General features: G+C 67.2%; 16 protein-coding genes. 2 read left to right on the plus strand and 14 right to left on the minus strand.

What is annotated here, in order from left to right; genetic code table 11:
* Positions 1 to 69: 69 nt before the first annotated feature.
* The 9 genes from GJG85_RS14660 to GJG85_RS14700 all read right to left on the minus strand — a co-directional run bounded on the left by GJG85_RS14660 (position 70) and on the right by GJG85_RS14700 (position 7,854).
* A complete protein-coding gene (locus GJG85_RS14660) occupies positions 70 to 276 on the minus strand; it encodes a hypothetical protein (RefSeq protein WP_089488820.1) in 207 nt (68 codons plus the stop codon).
* 107 nt (positions 277 to 383) lie between these two features.
* Entirely contained in the window at positions 384 to 1,127 is a 744-nt protein-coding gene (gene phbB, locus GJG85_RS14665) for an acetoacetyl-CoA reductase (protein WP_089488821.1), read from the minus strand.
* Between the two features lie 218 nt (positions 1,128 to 1,345).
* A complete protein-coding gene (locus GJG85_RS14670; RefSeq protein WP_204383423.1) occupies positions 1,346 to 2,527 on the minus strand; it encodes an acetyl-CoA C-acetyltransferase in 1,182 nt (393 codons plus the stop codon).
* A 263-nt stretch (positions 2,528 to 2,790) separates the two neighbouring features.
* Positions 2,791 to 3,375 (minus strand): TIGR01841 family phasin, encoded by a 585-nt coding sequence (phaP, locus tag GJG85_RS14675; RefSeq protein WP_050014908.1) that lies wholly within the window; start codon positions 3,373 to 3,375, stop codon positions 2,791 to 2,793.
* Positions 3,376 to 3,873: 498 nt separating this feature from the next.
* Positions 3,874 to 4,638, minus strand: coding sequence for a ParA family protein (locus tag GJG85_RS14680; RefSeq protein ID WP_050014907.1), 765 nt, complete (start codon positions 4,636 to 4,638; stop codon positions 3,874 to 3,876).
* A gap of 113 nt (positions 4,639 to 4,751) precedes the next feature.
* Positions 4,752 to 5,375, minus strand: coding sequence for a DNA-3-methyladenine glycosylase (locus GJG85_RS14685; protein WP_204383424.1), 624 nt, complete (start codon positions 5,373 to 5,375; stop codon positions 4,752 to 4,754).
* Positions 5,362 to 5,892, minus strand: coding sequence for a G/U mismatch-specific DNA glycosylase (gene mug, locus GJG85_RS14690; protein ID WP_050014903.1), 531 nt, complete (start codon positions 5,890 to 5,892; stop codon positions 5,362 to 5,364). The genes GJG85_RS14685 and mug overlap by 14 nt, the downstream gene beginning before the upstream one ends.
* 122 nt (positions 5,893 to 6,014) lie before the next feature.
* Complete coding sequence (locus GJG85_RS14695; protein ID WP_050014902.1) at positions 6,015 to 6,566, minus strand: single-stranded DNA-binding protein; 552 nt, start codon at positions 6,564 to 6,566, stop codon at positions 6,015 to 6,017.
* 100 nt (positions 6,567 to 6,666) lie between these two features.
* A complete protein-coding gene (locus GJG85_RS14700) occupies positions 6,667 to 7,854 on the minus strand; it encodes an MFS transporter (RefSeq protein WP_021162585.1) in 1,188 nt (395 codons plus the stop codon).
* 263 nt (positions 7,855 to 8,117) lie between these two features.
* Between GJG85_RS14700 and uvrA the strand changes: the two genes are divergently transcribed.
* Both uvrA and GJG85_RS14710 read left to right on the plus strand, forming a co-directional pair.
* Positions 8,118 to 11,003: an excinuclease ABC subunit UvrA gene (gene uvrA / locus GJG85_RS14705; RefSeq protein WP_124593407.1), complete on the plus strand. Its 2,886-nt coding sequence runs from the start codon at positions 8,118 to 8,120 to the stop codon at positions 11,001 to 11,003.
* 239 nt (positions 11,004 to 11,242) lie between these two features.
* Complete coding sequence (locus GJG85_RS14710) at positions 11,243 to 12,325, plus strand: hypothetical protein (RefSeq protein ID WP_050014898.1); 1,083 nt, start codon at positions 11,243 to 11,245, stop codon at positions 12,323 to 12,325.
* Between the two features lie 93 nt (positions 12,326 to 12,418).
* Here GJG85_RS14710 and purU read toward each other — a convergent pair whose 3' ends face one another.
* From purU to GJG85_RS14735, 5 genes are all read right to left on the minus strand, one after another.
* Positions 12,419 to 13,303 (minus strand): formyltetrahydrofolate deformylase, encoded by an 885-nt coding sequence (gene purU, locus GJG85_RS14715; RefSeq protein ID WP_050014896.1) that lies wholly within the window; start codon positions 13,301 to 13,303, stop codon positions 12,419 to 12,421.
* An 80-nt stretch (positions 13,304 to 13,383) separates the two neighbouring features.
* A complete protein-coding gene (locus GJG85_RS14720) occupies positions 13,384 to 14,250 on the minus strand; it encodes a DUF4743 domain-containing protein (protein WP_050014894.1) in 867 nt (288 codons plus the stop codon).
* 5 nt (positions 14,251 to 14,255) lie between these two features.
* Positions 14,256 to 14,870, minus strand: a complete 615-nt coding sequence (locus GJG85_RS14725; protein ID WP_050014892.1) for a LysE family translocator — start codon at positions 14,868 to 14,870, stop codon at positions 14,256 to 14,258.
* Between the two features lie 78 nt (positions 14,871 to 14,948).
* The gene (locus tag GJG85_RS14730) at positions 14,949 to 15,515 is read right to left on the minus strand and encodes an adenine phosphoribosyltransferase (RefSeq protein ID WP_204383426.1); all 567 of its coding nucleotides are present in this window, start codon (positions 15,513 to 15,515) and stop codon (positions 14,949 to 14,951) included.
* 77 nt (positions 15,516 to 15,592) lie between these two features.
* The gene (locus GJG85_RS14735; protein WP_050014889.1) at positions 15,593 to 17,599 is read right to left on the minus strand and encodes a monovalent cation:proton antiporter family protein; all 2,007 of its coding nucleotides are present in this window, start codon (positions 17,597 to 17,599) and stop codon (positions 15,593 to 15,595) included.
* Positions 17,600 to 17,696: the final 97 nt, after the last annotated feature.

The raw sequence follows: 17,696 nt of genomic DNA on the forward strand, positions 1-17,696 counted from the left end.
CGACTGCATGCGCTCGGGGCGTAACCGCTCGCCGATCGTTCACCGCTTGCGACGCGACCGGCTTTGCCGTCAGCGCGCCCGGCGCATGCGGCACAGCGACCTTTCCGGCCTGCGCGCGAAACACTTGCCGTACGCGACGAACCGGCAATCGCGATGATCGAAGTTCCGCAGCAGCCGCGCGCGGCGCCGCTCGAGCCAGTAGAGCGAGATCGCCATCGTCAGTGCGATGGCCAGCGCCGAGCCGCCGATCACCAGTCCGATCCAGGTGTCGCCCATGCGTTCTCCGGAATGCGAGGCCGAAGCGGCGCGCCTGCCGCCGCTCCGGCGCGGGATAGGGGGAACGCGGCCCGCACGGACGCGAACGCCGTGCGGGCCGCCGCACGTCACTGCATGTGCTGACCGCCGTTGATCGCGATGTTGGAGCCCGTCACGAAGCCGGCCTCCTCCGAGCACAGGTAAGCGACCAGCGCCGCAACTTCCTCGGGCTTGCCGAGCCGGCCCGCCGGGATCTGCGGGAGGATCTTCGTGTCAAGGATGTCCTGCGGGATCGCAGTGACCATCTTCGTCGCCAGGTAGCCCGGCGACACCGTGTTCACCGTCACGCCCTTGCGCGCGACCTCGAGCGCGAGCGATTTCGTGAAGCCGTGCATGCCGGCTTTCGCGGCCGCGTAGTTGGTCTGGCCGACCGAGCCCTTCGAGCCGTTCACCGACGAGATGTTGACGATGCGGCCCCAGCCGCGCTCGACCATGCCGTCGCAGACCGGCTTCGTCATGTTGAACACGGAATCGAGGTTCGTGCGGATCACCGCGTCCCAGTTGACCTTGTCGAGCTTGCGCAGCGTCATGTCGCGCGTGATGCCCGCGTTGTTCACGAGAATGTCGACCGGGCCGACGTCCTGCATGATCTTCTCGATGCATTGCTGGCACGAGTCGTGATCGGCCACGTCCACCGGGTACGCATGGAATGCCCGGCCGGCCGCATGCATCTCGGTCAGCCAGCGGTCCGAGCCGGCGTTGTTCGGCGAATACGTGACGACTACCCGGTGACCCGCGTCGTTCAACCGGATGCTGACCGCCTCGCCGAGGCCGCCCATCCCACCTGTCACAACTGCGATTCGCTTAGTCATACTATGAATTACCGACAAAAAAGTAATCGATGAAAGGCGGGGCGGCGGCCTCGCACACGCTGCTGCCCCACCGCTTCGATGCGCGTCCGCCCGCGTCGCGGGCGCGGCACGCACCGGTACCTCGCGCGTGTTGTTGACTGCCTGTGTTGCGCGAAAACCGCCTGGCTCGCCCGCGACGCCGATTCGCGCCGCGAGCGGACCGTATCGTCAGCCGCTGCTCAGACGCGCTCGACCGCAAGCGCGACGCCCATGCCGCCGCCGATGCACAGCGACGCCAGCCCGCGCTTCGCGTCGCGCTTGACCATCTCGTGCAGCAGCGTCACCAGGATCCGGCAGCCCGACGCGCCGATCGGGTGGCCGATCGCGATCGCCCCGCCGTTCACGTTCACCTTCGACGTGTCCCAGCCCATCTGCTTGTGCACCGCCAGCGCCTGCGCCGCGAACGCTTCGTTGATCTCCATCAGGTCCAGGTCGCCCGGCGTCCAGCCCGCGCGCTCCAGCGCCCGGCGCGACGCCGGCACCGGCCCCATGCCCATCACGCTCGGATCCACGCCCGCGTTCGCATACGCCTTGATCCGCGCCAGCGGCGTCAGGCCCAGCGCCGCCGCTTTCTGCGCCGACATCACCAGCACCGCCGCCGCGCCGTCGTTCAGCCCCGACGCGTTCGCCGCCGTCACCGAGCCGTCCTTCGCGAACGCCGGCTTCAGCCCGGCCAGCGACTCCGCCGTCACGCCGTGACGCACGAACTCGTCGGTCGCGAACTGCAGCGGCTCGCCCTTGCGTTGCGGGATCGACACCGGCACGATCTCGTCGTCGAAGCGCCCGGCCTTCTGCGCAGCTTCCGCCTTGTTCTGCGACAGCGCCGCGAACGCGTCCTGCTCTTCGCGCGTGATCCCGTATTCCTTCGCGACGTTCTCCGCCGTGATGCCCATGTGGTACTGGTTGTACACGTCCCACAGCCCGTCGACGATCATCGTGTCGACCAGCTTCGCGTCGCCCATCCGGAAGCCGTCGCGCGAGCCCGGCAGCACGTGCGGCGCCGCGCTCATGTTCTCCTGGCCGCCCGCGATCACGATCTCCGCGTCGCCCGCGACGATCGCATTCGCCGCCAGCATCACGGCCTTCAAGCCCGAGCCGCACACCTTGTTGATCGTCATGCCCGGCACCGCGCTCGGCAGCCCCGCCTTGATCACCGACTGCCGCGCCGGGTTCTGCCCGGAGCCGGCCGTCAGCACCTGGCCCATGATCACTTCGCTGACCTGGTCGGGCTTCACGCCCGCACGCTCCAGCACCGCGCGGATCACCGTCGCGCCCAGTTCCGGCGCCGCAATCTTCGCGAGCGAGCCGCCGAATTTGCCGACCGCGGTCCGCGCGGCCGATACGATCACTACATCCGTCATGTTCAGTTCCTGCATCGAAGTCAGTTCGTCGTGGCGACGCCGGCACGAGACGGTCGCACATGGCGATGGCGCCGCCCGCCGCCGTATTGGCGGGCAGCTTCCGTCCGCAACGGCGGCACGGCACACCGCCGCACGGGCAACCGTGCACGGGCGTCTGGCGGCGAACCGGATGTTTGCCGGACCGCGCGTGGCACACGCGGCGGCCGGCGCCATCCGGCGCCGATCAATCTTGTCGCGCTCGCACGCGACACGCACTCACGCGGTTACGCAGCCGCGTCGCGCGCAGCCGCCGCGTCCTTGCGGGCGGCCGCCGCCGTCTGCTTCGCGCCGCGCGTGGCCGTTTCGCTGACCGCATCGAAGCCGCTCTGCGCCGCCTCGATCGCCTGCCCCGTCGCTGCGCGCACGGAGTCGGCCGCGGCGCTCGCCGCGGACAGCGCCGAATTCAGCGCGGCCACCACCGGAGCCGAGCCGGCCGGCGCGTGCTTCGACAGTTCGCCGAGCACGTCCTTCAGGCGTTTGTCGTTCTGTTCGTACTGCGCCTGCGCGACCTTCGCCCATTCGGACTGCGTCGACACCGCGATGTCGAACAGATGGCGGCCGTACGACACGACCTTGCCGGCCGCGTCCTGCGGCACCGCGACCTGCTGCACGAAGCCCGCGGCCGGGTTGTTGCTGCTGAACGCGTTCTTCAGCTTGTCCTCGTATTCCTCGAGCGCCGTCCGGGCCGCTTGCAGGTTGAGTTCGACGACAGCCTCGAAACCGTGGATCGCCGGACGGGCGATCGCAAACCACGCGGCGATACCGGATTGATAATCGGCGGCGAGTTTTTCGGGGGCAAATACGGACATCGGGCACGCTCCTGTTGGCAATGCGAGAGACGACGTAAAGAAAAACGGAAGCTTGATCGACCGCTGCTTCCTTATTGACAGCCCGCACCTGTTTGAGCACGGGCAGTGGAAGGAAGTCATTCTAGATCGATTAATTGTCAATTAAATGGCATTAATACTAGGTATAAACCCTTATTACCCTTTTGACCAGCAGCCGAAGCCGCAGGCGCGGCGAAATCTCAGACAAGACGCCACCCTCAGCGGCCCGCCATGCGTTTTTACCTTTTTGCAGCATAGCGCATCATGACGTGGCGCAATATTTGCCAATTCATTATTCCGCTTATTAGAAAACCGGCACCCATTGAAAATGGAGCAATCATTTATGTAATATTTTTTCTCGATTTGTTGTGAAATCGTTTTCTTGATTATTAATGACGAAATCAATAATCGGATGAATGCCCGGTCGCGACAAAAAAAGGCCGCTCGAAGCGGCCTCGGTCGATGCGGTCGCGCGCGGGATCAGCCGGCCAGTTCGCGATGCAGCGCGCGGAACTCCTGCGCGAGCTTGTGCGCCGGCTCGAGATGGATCACCGGCGTCGACTGCTGATGCGATTCGCGGATCTTCACCGAGGCGGACAACCGCGACGCGAGCACCGGCAGCCCTTCGTCGACGAGCTCGTCGACCAGCCGTTGCGGCAGGCTCGCGCGCGGCTGGAACTGGTTGATGACGATCCCTTCCACCTCGAGCGCCGCGTTGTGGTCCTGCTGGATTTCCTTCACGTTCTCGAGCAGCGTGTACAGCGCGCGGCGCGAGAAATCGTCGCAGTCGAACGGGATCAGGCAGCGCTCGACCGCGATCAGCGCCGAGCGCGTATAGAAATTCAGCGCGGGCGGCGTGTCGATGTACACGGCGTCGTACATGTCGAGTTCGTTCAGCGCGTCGCGCAGCTTGTAGATCTTGTAGCGCGATTCGAGCTTGCCGTGCAGCGTGTCGAGATCCGGATGCGCGGGCATCACGTCGAGCCCGTCGAACGGGGTCGCGTGGATGAACGACGCGACGTCGACCGGACGGAAGTTGAAGGTCAGCGCGGTTTCGAAGAAGCCGGCGACGCCCGGTTGCGCATCGTCCGCGGCGTCGCCGAGCAGGTAGCGCGTCGAGTTCGCCTGCGCATCGAGATCGATGACGAGCGTGCGCAACCCTTCGCTCGCGCTGATCGCCGCGAGGTTGCAGACGATCGTCGACTTGCCCACGCCGCCCTTCTGGTTGAATACGACCCGCCGCATGGTGCCTCCTCGATCGAAACGTCGAAACGGCCAGCTTAGCCGATCAATAATGGCGACCGCGTGACGCAGGTCGAATTGGACGCGACGAGTACGCGACTTGGACGCGCGATGTGTCAGACGCGCGGCACGGCGCCCGACACGTACCGGTTGCCGGGCACGCTCCACCGCCACGGCAGATCCTGGCCGACGCGAATGCCGATGCGCGGCCCGCCCGCCAGATCGGCGGGCGGCGCCATCCCGTCGTCGACGATCGCGAACCCGTCGCGCGCGCCGATCAGGTCGACGCCATCCTGCGCGCCGCCGATCCCCATCGCCTGCGTCAGCCGGGCCGGCCCGCGGCACAGGTCGCGATCGCGCGTGCGCGGCGGCCGCGCCGCCCGCATCTGGTCGAGCCCGTGCAGCGGCTCCAGCGCACGGATCAGCACGCCCGTTCCCGCGCCGTCCGGGCCGCACACGCAGTTGCAGCACCAGTGCATCCCGTACGTGAAATACACGTAGAAGTGCCCGGGCGGCCCGAACATCGTCGCGTTGCGCGGCGTCTTGCCGCGATAGGTGTGCGCGGCCGGATCGAGCGCGCCCGCATACGCTTCCACTTCGACGATGCGGCCGGCCCGGCCGTCCGCGGACGCGAGGATCTTGTTGAGCAATTGCGGCGCCACCTCGGTGGCCATGCGGTTGAAGAATGCGCGCGGGACGATGGCGCCCGGCCATGGCGCCGGCGGCTTACCGCGTCGCATCGTGCCGCTCCGTCATCGCCGCGAGATGAAGCTCGCGATACGCGTCGACCAGATCGTCGAGCCCGAATGCGAGGTTTCTGCCGCTGGGGTTCGGCAGCACCCACACGCGTGCATGCCCGATGCGGGCCGGCTGCAATCCCCACGCGACCTCGCGTTGCCCCGACAGCGCCGAATACGCGGCCTTGCCGAGAAACGCGACGAAGCGCGGCGCATGCTGCGCGACCTTCTGCTCGAACCCGGCGCCCGCGGCCGCGAATTCCGCGCGCGACAGTTGATCGGCGCTCGCGGTCGGCCGCGACACCACGGCCGTCAGCCCGCAGCCGTAACCGAGTATCGCGCGATCGTCCTGCGGCGAAAGTTCCGTCGGCGTGAAGCCCGCGAGATGGATCACGCGCCAGAAGCGGTTGTTTCGCCCCGCGAAGTGATGGCCGGTCGCGGCCGCGAGCAGGCCGGGATTGATCCCGCAGAACAGGACGTCGAGATGGGGTGCGATGAGGTCGGCGAGTGCGTCAGCCACGTTTGATCCGGAGAGCGGCGTGCAGGCACGACGTAAACGAAGCAAGGCCCGAAAACCCGGGCCAAGCGACTGGCTTGACTCGGACGTTCGGGCCCATCGTGATGCGAGGGTGCGACCGGCGATCAGAACGGAATATCGTCGTCCATCTCGTCGAAGCCGCCGCCTGCCGGCGCGCTCGGACGGCTCTGGCCGCCGCCACCCGCACCACCGCGCGCTGCGCCGCCGGCACGGCCACCGCCGCCACCACGCTCTGCCTGCTCGCCGCGACCGCCGCCACCACCACCGTAGCCGCCGCCATAACCGCCTTCGTCACCGCTGCCACCGCCGCCGCCCGAACCGCCGCGGCCGCCGAGCATCTGCATCTGTTCGGCGACGATTTCGGTCGAGTAACGGTCCTGGCCGTCCTGGCCCTGCCACTTGCGCGTACGGATGCGGCCTTCGATATAGACCGACGACCCCTTCTTCAGGTATTCGCTGACGATCTCCGCCAGACGGCCGAAGAACGCGACGCGATGCCACTCGGTCATTTCCTTGAAATCGCCGCTTGCCTTGTCCTTGTAGCGGTCGGTCGTCGCGAGACGGATGTTCGCAACCGCGTCGCCGCTCGGCAGGTAACGGACTTCAGGATCGGCGCCGAGATTGCCGACGAGGATGACCTTGTTGACGGATGCCATGTGTTTCTCCAGTAAATTCGATGCCGGGCCGCCCGCGCGTATCGCCGGAACGGCCCGCCGGACAGGCCGGCGCGCGGCCGATGCCTGCCCGAAACAAGATTCAGGCCTTGCGCGGCGGCGCTTTCATGCTGGCCGCGATTATAAGCCACGCGGCAACGAGCCCCGAGCACGTATAAAACACCGTGTTCGCGCCGCCGTGCTTCAGCAGCCAGCCGCCCACGATGCCGCCGAGCGCGAGCCCGATCGACTGCGTGGTGTTGTAGACACCCGTGGCCGCGCCCTTGCGCGAACCCGGCGCGAGCTTCGACACGAGCGACGGCTGCGACGCTTCCAGGATGTTGAACCCGAGGAAGTACACGAACAGGATCGCCGCCACAATCAGAATGGTATGCGGTGCGCTGCCGAGCAACAATTGGCCGATCAGGATAGCCAGAATGCCGCCGAGCAGCACCGGCTTCATCTTGCCCCGTTTTTCCGCGACGATGATCGCCGGCACCATCATCACGAACGCGAGCCCCATCACCGGCAGGTAGACCTTCCAGTGCGCGGCGACCGGCAGCCCGCCGTCCACCAGGAGGCGCGGCACGACGAGGAACAGCGCCGTCTGCGTCGCATGCAGCACCAGCACGCCGAAGTTCAGGCGCAGCAGCTCGACGTTGTGCAGCACCTCGGCGAACGGCGCGGGCACGTGCACGGGCTTCGCCGCGTCGGGCACGATCCACAGCACGACGCCGATCGCGAGGATCGACAGCACGCCGACGATCGCGAACAGCCCGCTCATCCCGACCCAGTGGAACACGATCGGCGCGCCGACGATCGCGACCGCGAACGACACGCCGATCGAGCCGCCGACCATCGCCATCGCCTTCGTGCGGTTCTGCTCGGAGGTCAGGTCGGCGATGAACGCGAGCACCGCCGACGACACGGCGCCCATCCCCTGGATCACGCGGCCGACGATGATCCACGTGATGTCGTGCGCGAACGCGGCGACGAAGCTGCCGAGCGCGAAGATCACGAGGCCGGTGGCGATCACCGGCTTGCGGCCGAACTTGTCGGACGCCCAGCCGTAGAAGATATAGAACAGCGACTGCGTGACGCCGTAGGCCCCGAGCGCGATCCCGACGAGCAGCACGTTGTCGCCGCCCGGGATGGTTTTCGCGTAGACCGAGAACACCGGCATGATCATGAACAGGCCGAGCATGCGCAACGCGAAGATCGCCGCGAGCGACGTGGTCGCGCGCAGTTCGGGCGCAGTCATGCGGGAAGACGTGGCAGACGGATTGGACATCGGGAATGAATTTCGAATGATCGGAATGTCCGCCCGGCGGCGGGCGGCGGAAGATCAGGACCGGCGGCCTGGCGGCCTTTCGGACGACACGTCGGGGCCGGATGCAGGCGGCCTGCGGGCCGCGCGGAACGTGCGGCGCGACCGCTTTTCCCGGCGCAGGTGTCGCCTTGCTGCCACCTGCTGTAAAGGCTGGGGGCCGTAAACGACGGTCTCGAAAAGCCGTTATAGTAGCAGGTTTGGTTCCCTCCATTTTCGCCAGGTTCATGGAACAGATCCGTATCCGTGGGGCACGCACCCACAACCTGAAAAACGTCAATCTCGACCTGCCGCGCCACAAGCTGGTCGTGATTACCGGGTTGTCCGGGTCGGGCAAGTCGTCGCTCGCGTTCGACACCCTTTATGCCGAGGGCCAGCGCCGCTACGTGGAAAGCCTGTCCGCGTACGCCCGCCAGTTCCTGCAGCTGATGGAGAAGCCCGACGTCGACCTGATCGAGGGGCTGTCGCCGGCGATCTCGATCGAGCAGAAGGCAACGTCCCACAACCCGCGTTCGACCGTCGGCACGGTCACGGAAATCCACGACTACCTGCGACTTTTGTACGCACGGGTCGGCACGCCGTACTGCCCCGACCACGACATCCCGCTCGAGGCGCAGAGCGTGTCGCAGATGGTCGACGCGGCGCTCGCGCTGCCCGAGGAAACCAAGCTGATGATCCTCGCGCCCGTCGTCGCGAACCGCAAGGGCGAGCACGCCGAGCTGTTCGAGGAGATGCAGGCGCAGGGCTTCGTGCGCTTTCGCGTGCGCTCGGGCGGCGGCGCCGCGAACGAAGGCGTCGCGAAGATCTACGAGGTCGAGTCGCTGCCGAAGCTGAAGAAGAACGACAAGCACACGATCGACGTCGTCGTCGATCGCCTGAAGGTGCGTCCGGACATGAAGCAGCGGCTCGCCGAATCGTTCGAGACGGCGCTGCGCCTCGCCGACGGCCGCGCGATCGCGCTCGAGATGGATACCGACCGCGAACACCTGTTCAGCTCGAAGTTTGCGTGCCCGATCTGCTCGTACTCGCTGCAGGAGCTCGAGCCGCGGCTGTTCTCGTTCAACAACCCGATGGGCGCGTGCCCGGAATGCGACGGCCTCGGCCAGATCACGTTCTTCGACCCGAAGCGGGTCGTCGCGCACCCGTCGCTGTCGCTGGCCGCCGGCGCGGTGAAGGGCTGGGACCGCCGCAACCAGTTCTATTTCCAGATGCTGCAGAGCCTCGCGGCGTTCTACGAATTCGACATCGACGCCGCGTTCGAGGATCTGCCCGAAAAGATCCGCAAGGTGCTGCTGTTCGGCTCGGGCAAGCAGACGATCCCGTTCTCGTACATCAACGAGCGCGGCCGCACGACGATCCGCGAGCACGTGTTCGAAGGGATCATCCCGAACCTCGAACGCCGCTATCGCGAGACCGATTCGGTCGCGGTGCGCGAAGAGCTGTCGAAGTACCAGAACAACCAGCCGTGCCCGTCGTGCGACGGCACGCGCCTGCGCCGCGAGGCGCGCCACGTGCGGATCGGCACCGGCGACCATGCCCGCGGCATCTATGAAATCAGCGGCTGGCCGCTGCGCGACGCGCTCGGCTATTTCGACGGGCTGACGCTCGACGGCGCGAAGCGCGAGATCGCCGACAAGGTGATCAAGGAAATCGTCGCGCGCCTGACCTTCCTGAACAACGTCGGCCTCGACTACCTGTCGCTCGAGCGCAGCGCCGAGACCTTGTCGGGCGGCGAGGCGCAGCGCATCCGGCTCGCGTCGCAGATCGGCTCGGGCCTCACCGGCGTGATGTACGTGCTCGACGAGCCGTCGATCGGCCTGCACCAGCGCGACAACGACCGTCTGATCGCGACGCTCAAGCATCTGCGCGACCTCGGCAACTCGGTAATCGTCGTCGAGCACGACGAGGACATGATCCGCACGGCCGACTACGTCGTCGACATGGGCCCGGGCGCGGGCGAGCACGGCGGCGTCGTGGTGGCCGAAGGCACGCCGAAGCAGGTGCAGTCGAACCCGCAGTCGCTGACCGGCCAGTACCTCGTCGGCAAGCGCGTGATCGAGTATCCGGACGAGCGCATGTCGCCCGACCCCGAGCGGATGCTGCGCATCGTCGACGCGCACGGCAACAACCTGAAGCACGTCGATCTCGAGCTGCCGGTCGGCCTCTTGACCTGCATCACCGGCGTGTCGGGCTCCGGCAAGTCGACGCTGATCAACGACACGCTGTATCACGCAGTCGCGCGCCACCTGTACGGCTCGTCGGCCGAGCCGGCGGCGCACGAGGCGATCGAGGGCCTCGAGCACTTCGACAAGGTGATCAACGTCGACCAGTCGCCGATCGGCCGCACGCCGCGCTCGAACCCGGCCACGTACACGGGCCTGTTCACGCCGATCCGCGAGCTGTTCTCGGGCGTGCCGACGTCGAAGGAGCGCGGCTACGATCCGGGCCGCTTCTCGTTCAACGTGAAGGGCGGCCGCTGCGAATCGTGCCAGGGCGACGGCGTGCTGAAGGTCGAGATGCACTTTTTGCCGGACGTGTACGTGCCGTGCGACGTGTGCCACGGCAAGCGCTACAACCGCGAAACGCTCGAAGTGCAGTACAAGGGCAAGAACATCAGCGAAGTGCTCGACATGACGGTCGAGCACGCGTACGCGTTCTTCAGCGCGGTGCCGGTCATCGCGCGCAAGCTGAAGACGCTGCTCGACGTCGGCCTCGGCTACATCCGCCTCGGCCAGTCGGCCACGACGCTGTCGGGCGGCGAGGCGCAGCGCGTGAAGCTGTCGCTGGAGCTGTCGAAGCGCGACACCGGCCGCACGCTGTACATCCTCGACGAGCCGACCACCGGCCTGCACTTCCACGACATCGCACTGCTGCTCGAAGTGATCCACCGGCTGCGCGACCAGGGCAACACGGTCGTGATCATCGAGCACAACCTCGACGTGATCAAGACGGCCGACTGGGTGATCGACCTCGGCCCCGAAGGCGGCGCCGGCGGCGGCCAGATCATCGCGCAGGGCACGCCCGAGCAGGTCGCGAAGACCAAGGCGAGCTTCACCGGCAAGTACCTCGCGCCGCTGCTCAAGCGTCCGACCCGCAAAGTCGCGGCCGGCTGACGCCGTTCCGCCCTTCCCGCGCGCGGCCGCCCGGCCGCGCGCGCGTCGAGGGCGGCCGCGCCCCCTCGTTTTCCCTTCTGCGTTTACACCACGCGCCAAACCGCCCGTTTGCGGCCCATAATGGCAGCTATACTTTACGGCCGTAAGGTTCGCCATCCGCACCAATCCGGTGCGGCGCCGGGCGACCCGCGCTCTGCCGCGTGCTCCGCGGCACGACACAGGGACAACAGGAATCCACGATGGAGAAGCAACAAGAGTCGCGCGACACGCAGAACCGCGAGCCGCACCTGCGCAGCGTGCGGCTGACGAGCGACTTGAGCCTGCCGAAGCTGTCGGCGCTCGAGATCGGCAGCTATCTCTTCGCGCTCGTCATGATGTGGCTCGTCCTCGAGCTCAAGCTGCTCGGCGGGATGCTGGCCGGCCTGCTCGTCTATCAGCTGATCCACACGATCGCACCCGTGATCGAGCGCCATACCACCAGCATGCGCGCGCGCTGGGTCGCGGTCGTGCTGCTGTCGATCGCGATCGTCGGCGCGCTCACCGGCCTGACGCTCGCGATCATCGAGCATTTCGAGCACACGGTGCCGAACCTGCAGAGCCTGCTCGGCCAGCTGATGCAGATCGTCGAGCAGACCCGCGCACGCACGCCGGCCTGGATCGCCAATCTGCTGCCCGTCGACGTCGAGCAGATGAAGACGAAGGCGGCCGTGCTGATGCACTCGCACATGGACCAGCTCCAGCAAAGCGGCAAGAGCGTCGCGCGCGGCTTCGGCCACGTGCTGTTCGGGATGATCATCGGCGCGATGATCGCGATCGGCGTCGAGCAGGGCAAGGTGCGCCGGCCGCTGTCCACCGCGCTCGTCACGCGCGTGTCGCGCTTCGCCGACGCGTTCCGCCGCATCGTGTTCGCGCAGATCAAGATCTCGGCGATCAACGCGGCATTCACCGGCATCTACCTGCTCGTCGCGCTGCCGATCTTCCATCAGCGGCTGCCGCTGTCGAAAACCCTCGTGCTCGTCACGTTCATCGTCGGCCTGCTGCCCGTGATCGGCAACCTGATCTCGAACACGCTGATCGTCGCGGTGTCGCTGTCGGTCAGCATGGGCACCGCGATCGCGTCGCTCGCGTTCCTCGTGGTCATCCACAAGCTCGAATACTTCCTGAACGCGAAGATCATCGGCGGCCAGATCGAGTCGCGCGCATGGGAGCTGCTGCTCGCGATGCTGATCATGGAAGCCGCGTTCGGGCTGCCGGGCGTGGTCGCCGCGCCGATCTTCTATGCGTACCTGAAACGCGAGCTGTACCTGCTGCGGCTGATCTGAAGCCGCCCGCTCGCGCACGGCAAACAAAAACGCCGCGCCCCGTGAAGGGCGCGGCGTTTTCGCTTGCGCAGCCGGCCTTTCGCGGCCGACGGATCAGCGGAACACGACCGTCTTCGTCCCGTTCAGCACGATCCGGTGCTCCACGTGCCACTTCACCGCCCGCGCGAGCGTCACGCACTCGACGTCGCGGCCGATCGCGGTCAACTGGTCGGGCGTCATGCTGTGGTCGACGCGCTCGACTTCCTGCTCGATGATCGGGCCTTCGTCGAGATCGGTCGTCACGTAGTGCGCGGTCGCGCCGATCAGCTTCACGCCGCGGTCGAACGCCTGGTAGTAAGGCTTCGCGCCCTTGAAGCTCGGCAGGAACGAATGGTGGATGTTGATCGCGCGCCCGGCGAGCTGCGCGCACATGTTCGGCGACAGGATCTGCATGTAGCGCGCGAGCACGACCAGATCGGCCTGGTGCTCGTCGATCACTTCCAGCACGCGCGCTTCCTGCGCGGCCTTCGCGGCATCGGACGAACCGCCGATCAGCGGGAAGTGATGGAACGGAATGTTGTAGCTCGCCGCGAGCTGGTAGAACTCCTTGTGATTCGACACGATCGCCGGAATCTCGATCGGCAACTGGCCGGTGCGATAGCGGAACAGCAGGTCGTTCAGGCAGTGGCCGATCTTCGACACCATGATCACGACGCGCGGCTTCACGGCCGCATCGTGCAGCTCCCAGCGCATCGAGAACTGTTCGGCGAGCGGCGCGAATTCCTTGCGAAGCGTGTCGAGCGCCGACGCGGCATCCTCGCCGCCGCCGTCCTGCTCGAAGTGCACGCGCATGAAGAACTCGCTGGTGCGGCTGTCGCCGAACTGCGCGGAATCGAGGATGTTGTTGCTGCGCTCGAACAGGAAGCCCGAGACCGCATGGACGATGCCGTGCCGGTCGGGGCACGACAGTTTCAAGATAAAGCTGTGATCGGTCGGCATGACCGCTACTCCCATTGTTTCCGTATTCGTCAAATTGCCCGCTTGCGCCGCCCGGCTGCGCGCGCAGCGCGCAGCGCGCGTCACGCGCCCGGCACGAACAGCGCGTCGATGCCGGCCGCGTCGACCGCTGCAATCCAGCGGTGGCGCAGCAGCGTGTCGAGCGTCGCGAGGCTCGCATCCATCGTCGCGCGGCCTTCGCGCAGCCAGCCGATCACCTCGGGAACCCCGGCCAGCAGGTGCTCGGCCACTTCGCCGTCCTGGTTGCGCGGCGCGAAGTCGTGCGGCAGCGGCAGGTCGTACACGAAGATCAGTTCCGACTGCGTGCCTTCCGGCAGCGAGTTCAGCACCTGCACCGCACGGCCCGCGATCGCGCGCGCCGCCAGGTCGGCCGGAATCCCGGCTTCTTCCCAGCATTCCTTCGCGAGCGTCTCGTGAACGCCGAGCCCCCAGCCGATCCCGCCGGCGACGACGTTGTCGAGCATGCCGGGGTCGGTCGCCTTGGTCTCGCTGCGACGGCCGAGCCACATCTTCGGCGCGGCCGCCGCAGGCGGCTCGCCCGGCGTAACCACATATTCTACGATGCCGTTCACGTGCACCGCATAGGTCTGCGTGCCGAAGAAGCGCGACGCGGCGCGCTCGATGTACGCGAGCGGCGGATCGTCGAAGCGGTTGCGGATCGCGTAGATCTCGTCGCGCCAGCCGGGAATCGCGCCTTCGGCGGCGAGCGCGCCGATCGCGCTGGCCAGCGCCATGCTGCGCGCGTCGACCGAATCGTAGCGCGCCGACAGCACGACCCGCTCGGCGGTCAGCTCGAACACGTCGGGCCAGCGCGCGAGCTTCGCGACGTCCTGGCGGCGCACCCAGCCGACCGCCTGGCCGGCGATCTCGAAACGCAGGTGCGCGGCCGGATCGAAGCGGCGCGCGGCCGCGATGCACGGAAACGTCATCGCGCTCAGTCCTTCAGCGCGACGCGGATGCCGATCGCGATGAACGTCGCGCCGGCGATCCGGTCGAGCCACACGCCGGCCTTCGGGCGGCGCTTCAGCCACGCGCCGATCATGCCCGCGCCGACGCCGAACAGCGAGAAAACGGCGGCCGTCTGCAGCATGAACAGCGCGCCGAGCTCGAACATCTGCAGCGTCACGCTTTGCGCGCCGTGCGGATCGACGAACTGCGGCAGGAACACGACGAAGAACAGCGTGACCTTCGGGTTCATCAGGTTGCCGATCACGCTCTGCCGGAAGATCGTGGCGAGCGGCTGCGGCGGGCGCGCATGCGCGTTCGCGAGGCCCTGGCTGCGCAGCGCCTTGATGCCGATCCACACGAGGTACGCGGCGCCCGCGAGCTTCAGGATCTGGAACGCGACCGGCGACGAACGCAGCACGGCCGCGACGCCGAGCGCCGCGAGCGTCGTGTGGAACAGGATCCCGGCCGTGAAGCCGAGCGCGGCGACGAAGCCGGCCGCGCGGCCCTGCGAGATGCCGCGTGCGAGCACCTGCAGGTTGTCGGGACCCGGCGCGAACGTGATCGCGACCGACGTGGCGAGAAACAGCATGAAGTTGGGCATCGTGACCTCGCTGCGGAAGGTGAACCAAGCGTGAACCGGGGCAAGCCGGCGCGGCTGGCCCCGGGAGCGGACCGGCGTTCAGTGGCCGGCGAATTCGGTAACGGTATAGACCGGCAGTCCGGCGTCGCGCAGCAGCGTCGAGCCGCCGAGATCGGGCAGGTCGATGATCGCCGCGCCTTCGACGACCACCGCGCCGAGCCGCTGCAGCAGGTTGCGCCCCGCCATCATCGTGCCGCCGGTCGCGATCAGGTCGTCCATGATGATCACGCGGTCGCCGGGCTTGCACGCATCTTCGTGGATCTCGACCGTCGCGCTGCCGTATTCGAGGTCGTACGATTCCGAGCGCGTCTTGTACGGCAGCTTGCCGACCTTGCGGATCGGCACGAAGCCGACGCTCAGCTCGTACGCGACGATCGGCGCGATGATGAAGCCGCGCGCGTCGAGGCCCGCGACGTAGTCGAGCTTCGCGTCGACATAGCGTTCGACGAACAGGTCGACCAGGATGCGCAGCGCCTTCGGGCTCTGCAGCAGCGTCGTGATGTCGCGGAACTGCACGCCCAGCTGCGGCCAGTCGGGCACCGTGCGGATCTGGCTGTGGATGAAGGCGACCGGATCGAGCGGTGCGCCCGACGACGAATGCGGCATGAAACTCTCCGAAAAAAACGGTGCGCGAAGATCGGGCACCGTTTCTGATCAATACGGGTCAGGTTGTGAATCGCGGCTCATGCGGCCGCGGCCGGCGGATCGCGCCGATGGCGCGACAACCGCTCCTCCGCGAGCGCGAGTGCCTCGGGCAGCCCGCGCAGCACCACGATGTCGCTCGCGCGCAGCTTGGTCTGCGGATCGGGTTCGACGCCGCGGATGCCGTGCCGGCGGATCGCCGTGACTTCCAGCCCGAGCGCGTACAGCCCGAGTTCTTCCAGCGAACGCCCGACTGCGTCCGCACGCGCATCGACCGGCACCGATTGTAGCCGCACCTGCTCGTGGTCGTCGTCGTCCGCATCGTCCGCGCCGCGGAAATAGCCGCGCAGCAGGCTGTAGCGCTCGTCGCGCATCTCCTCGACGCGCCGCACGACCTTGCGCATCGGCACGCCGACCAGCACCAGCGTGTGCGACGCGAGCATCAGGCTGCCCTCGACGATTTCCGGAATCACCTCGGTCGCGCCGGCCGCGAGCAGCTTCTCGAGATCGGCGTCGTCGACGGTGCGCACGATCGCCGGCAGCGTCGGCTCCAGCTCGTGCACGTGATGCAGCACGCGCAGCGCGGACGGCGTATTCGCGTAGGTGATCGCGACGGCCGCCGCCCGATGGATACCGGCCGCGAGCAGCGATTCACGGCGCGCGGCGTCGCCAAACACGACCGATTCGCCGGCCGTCGCGGCCGCGCTCACGCGATCGGGGTCGAGGTCGAGCGCGACGTACGAAATACCTTCCTGCTCGAGCATGCGCGCGAGGTTCTGCCCGGCACGACCGTAGCCGCAGATGATCACGTGGCCGCGCTGCTTCAGGCTTTGCGTCGCGATCCGCGTCATCTGCAGCGACTGCTGCATCCATTCGGTCGACGACAGCCGCATCACGATGCGGTCGGCGTTCTGAATCAGGAACGGCGCGGCGAGCATCGACAGCAGCATCGATGCGAGGATCGCCTGCAGCAGCGTCGAATCGACGAGATGCCGGTCGAGGATCAGGTTCAGCAGCACGAAGCCGAATTCGCCGGCCTGCGCGAGGCCGATCCCCGTGCGCATCGCGACGCCCGGCGTCGCGCCGAACAGCCGCGCGAGCCCGGCGATCATCGTCGCCTTGAACAGGATCTGCCCGACGAAGAAGCCGAGCACGATCAACGGATGCTCCCAGATCACGCGCGGATCGAGCAGCATCCCCGTCGTCACGAAGAACAGGCCGAGCAGCACGTCGCGGAACGGCTTGATGTCCTCCTCCACCTGATGGCGGAACGGCGTCTCGGAAATGAGCATCCCCGCGATGAACGCGCCGAGCGCGAGCGACAGGCCGAACTTGTCGGTGATGAACGCGGCGCCCAGCGTGACGAGCAGCAGGTTCAGCACGAACAGCTCCTGCGAGCGGCGCCGCGCGACGACGTTGAGCCAGCGCGTCATGAAGCGCTGGCCGATGACGAGCAGCAGCGCGAGCGCGATCACGATCTTGACCGCCGCGACGCCGAGCGTGAGCGCGAGGTCCTTCGACGATTCGGCGCCGAACGCGGCGATCACGATCAGCAGCGGCACGACCGCGAGATCCTGGAACAGCAGCACGCCGAAGATGTTGCGGCCGTGCTCGGTCTCGATCTCGAGCCGCTCGGCAAGCATCTTCGACACGATCGCCGTCGACGACATCGCGAGCGCGCCGCCGAGCGCGATGCTGCCCTGCCATGTGAGATGCTCCCAGCGCTCGAACAGCGCGCCGAGCGCGAGCGCGAGTACCAGCGTCGCGACGACCTGCAGCAGCCCGAGCCCGAACACGAGCCGCTGCATCGACCTCAGCTTCGCCAGCGAGAATTCGAGGCCGATCGAGAACATCAGGAACACCACGCCGAATTCCGCGAGGTGCTCGGCCCGTTCGAGATCCGCCGTGATGCCAAGCGCGTGCGGGCCGACCAGAATGCCGACGGTCAGGTAGCCGAGCATCGGCGGCAGGTTCAACGAGCGGAATACGACGACGCCCACCACCGAGGCCAGCAGCAGCAGCAGGGTCATTTCGAGCGGGGAAATCACGGGCGAAGCGTCCTCGTTCGTCGGGGCCACGGCAATGCGGGCGCGGGGTGGTGGCGGTGGACAGGCTGCTTCGGACGAGTCCGAAGGCGCGGCGCGG

The sequence above is a fragment of the Burkholderia sp. MS389 genome (genome assembly GCF_016899425.1).
Lineage (GTDB): Bacteria > Pseudomonadota > Gammaproteobacteria > Burkholderiales > Burkholderiaceae > Burkholderia > Burkholderia sola.

Bases quoted from the DNA above. Each gene is read 5' to 3' on its own strand.
- GJG85_RS14660 (WP_089488820.1), bottom strand. From the start codon at position 276: ATGGGCGACACCTGGATCGGACTGGTGATCGGCGGCTCGGCGCTGGCC.
- phbB (WP_089488821.1), bottom strand. From the start codon at position 1,127: ATGACTAAGCGAATCGCAGTTGTGACAGGTGGGATGGGCGGCCTCGGC.
- GJG85_RS14670 (WP_204383423.1), bottom strand. From the start codon at position 2,527: ATGACGGATGTAGTGATCGTATCGGCCGCGCGGACCGCGGTCGGCAAA.
- phaP (WP_050014908.1), bottom strand. From the start codon at position 3,375: ATGTCCGTATTTGCCCCCGAAAAACTCGCCGCCGATTATCAATCCGGT.
- GJG85_RS14680 (WP_050014907.1), bottom strand. From the start codon at position 4,638: ATGCGGCGGGTCGTATTCAACCAGAAGGGCGGCGTGGGCAAGTCGACG.
- GJG85_RS14685 (WP_204383424.1), bottom strand. From the start codon at position 5,375: ATGCGACGCGGTAAGCCGCCGGCGCCATGGCCGGGCGCCATCGTCCCG.
- GJG85_RS14695 (WP_050014902.1), bottom strand. From the start codon at position 6,566: ATGGCATCCGTCAACAAGGTCATCCTCGTCGGCAATCTCGGCGCCGAT.
- GJG85_RS14700 (WP_021162585.1), bottom strand. From the start codon at position 7,854: ATGTCCAATCCGTCTGCCACGTCTTCCCGCATGACTGCGCCCGAACTG.
- uvrA (WP_124593407.1), top strand. From the start codon at position 8,118: ATGGAACAGATCCGTATCCGTGGGGCACGCACCCACAACCTGAAAAAC.
- GJG85_RS14710 (WP_050014898.1), top strand. From the start codon at position 11,243: ATGGAGAAGCAACAAGAGTCGCGCGACACGCAGAACCGCGAGCCGCAC.
- purU (WP_050014896.1), bottom strand. From the start codon at position 13,303: ATGCCGACCGATCACAGCTTTATCTTGAAACTGTCGTGCCCCGACCGG.
- GJG85_RS14720 (WP_050014894.1), bottom strand. From the start codon at position 14,250: ATGACGTTTCCGTGCATCGCGGCCGCGCGCCGCTTCGATCCGGCCGCG.
- GJG85_RS14725 (WP_050014892.1), bottom strand. From the start codon at position 14,870: ATGCCCAACTTCATGCTGTTTCTCGCCACGTCGGTCGCGATCACGTTC.
- GJG85_RS14730 (WP_204383426.1), bottom strand. From the start codon at position 15,515: ATGCCGCATTCGTCGTCGGGCGCACCGCTCGATCCGGTCGCCTTCATC.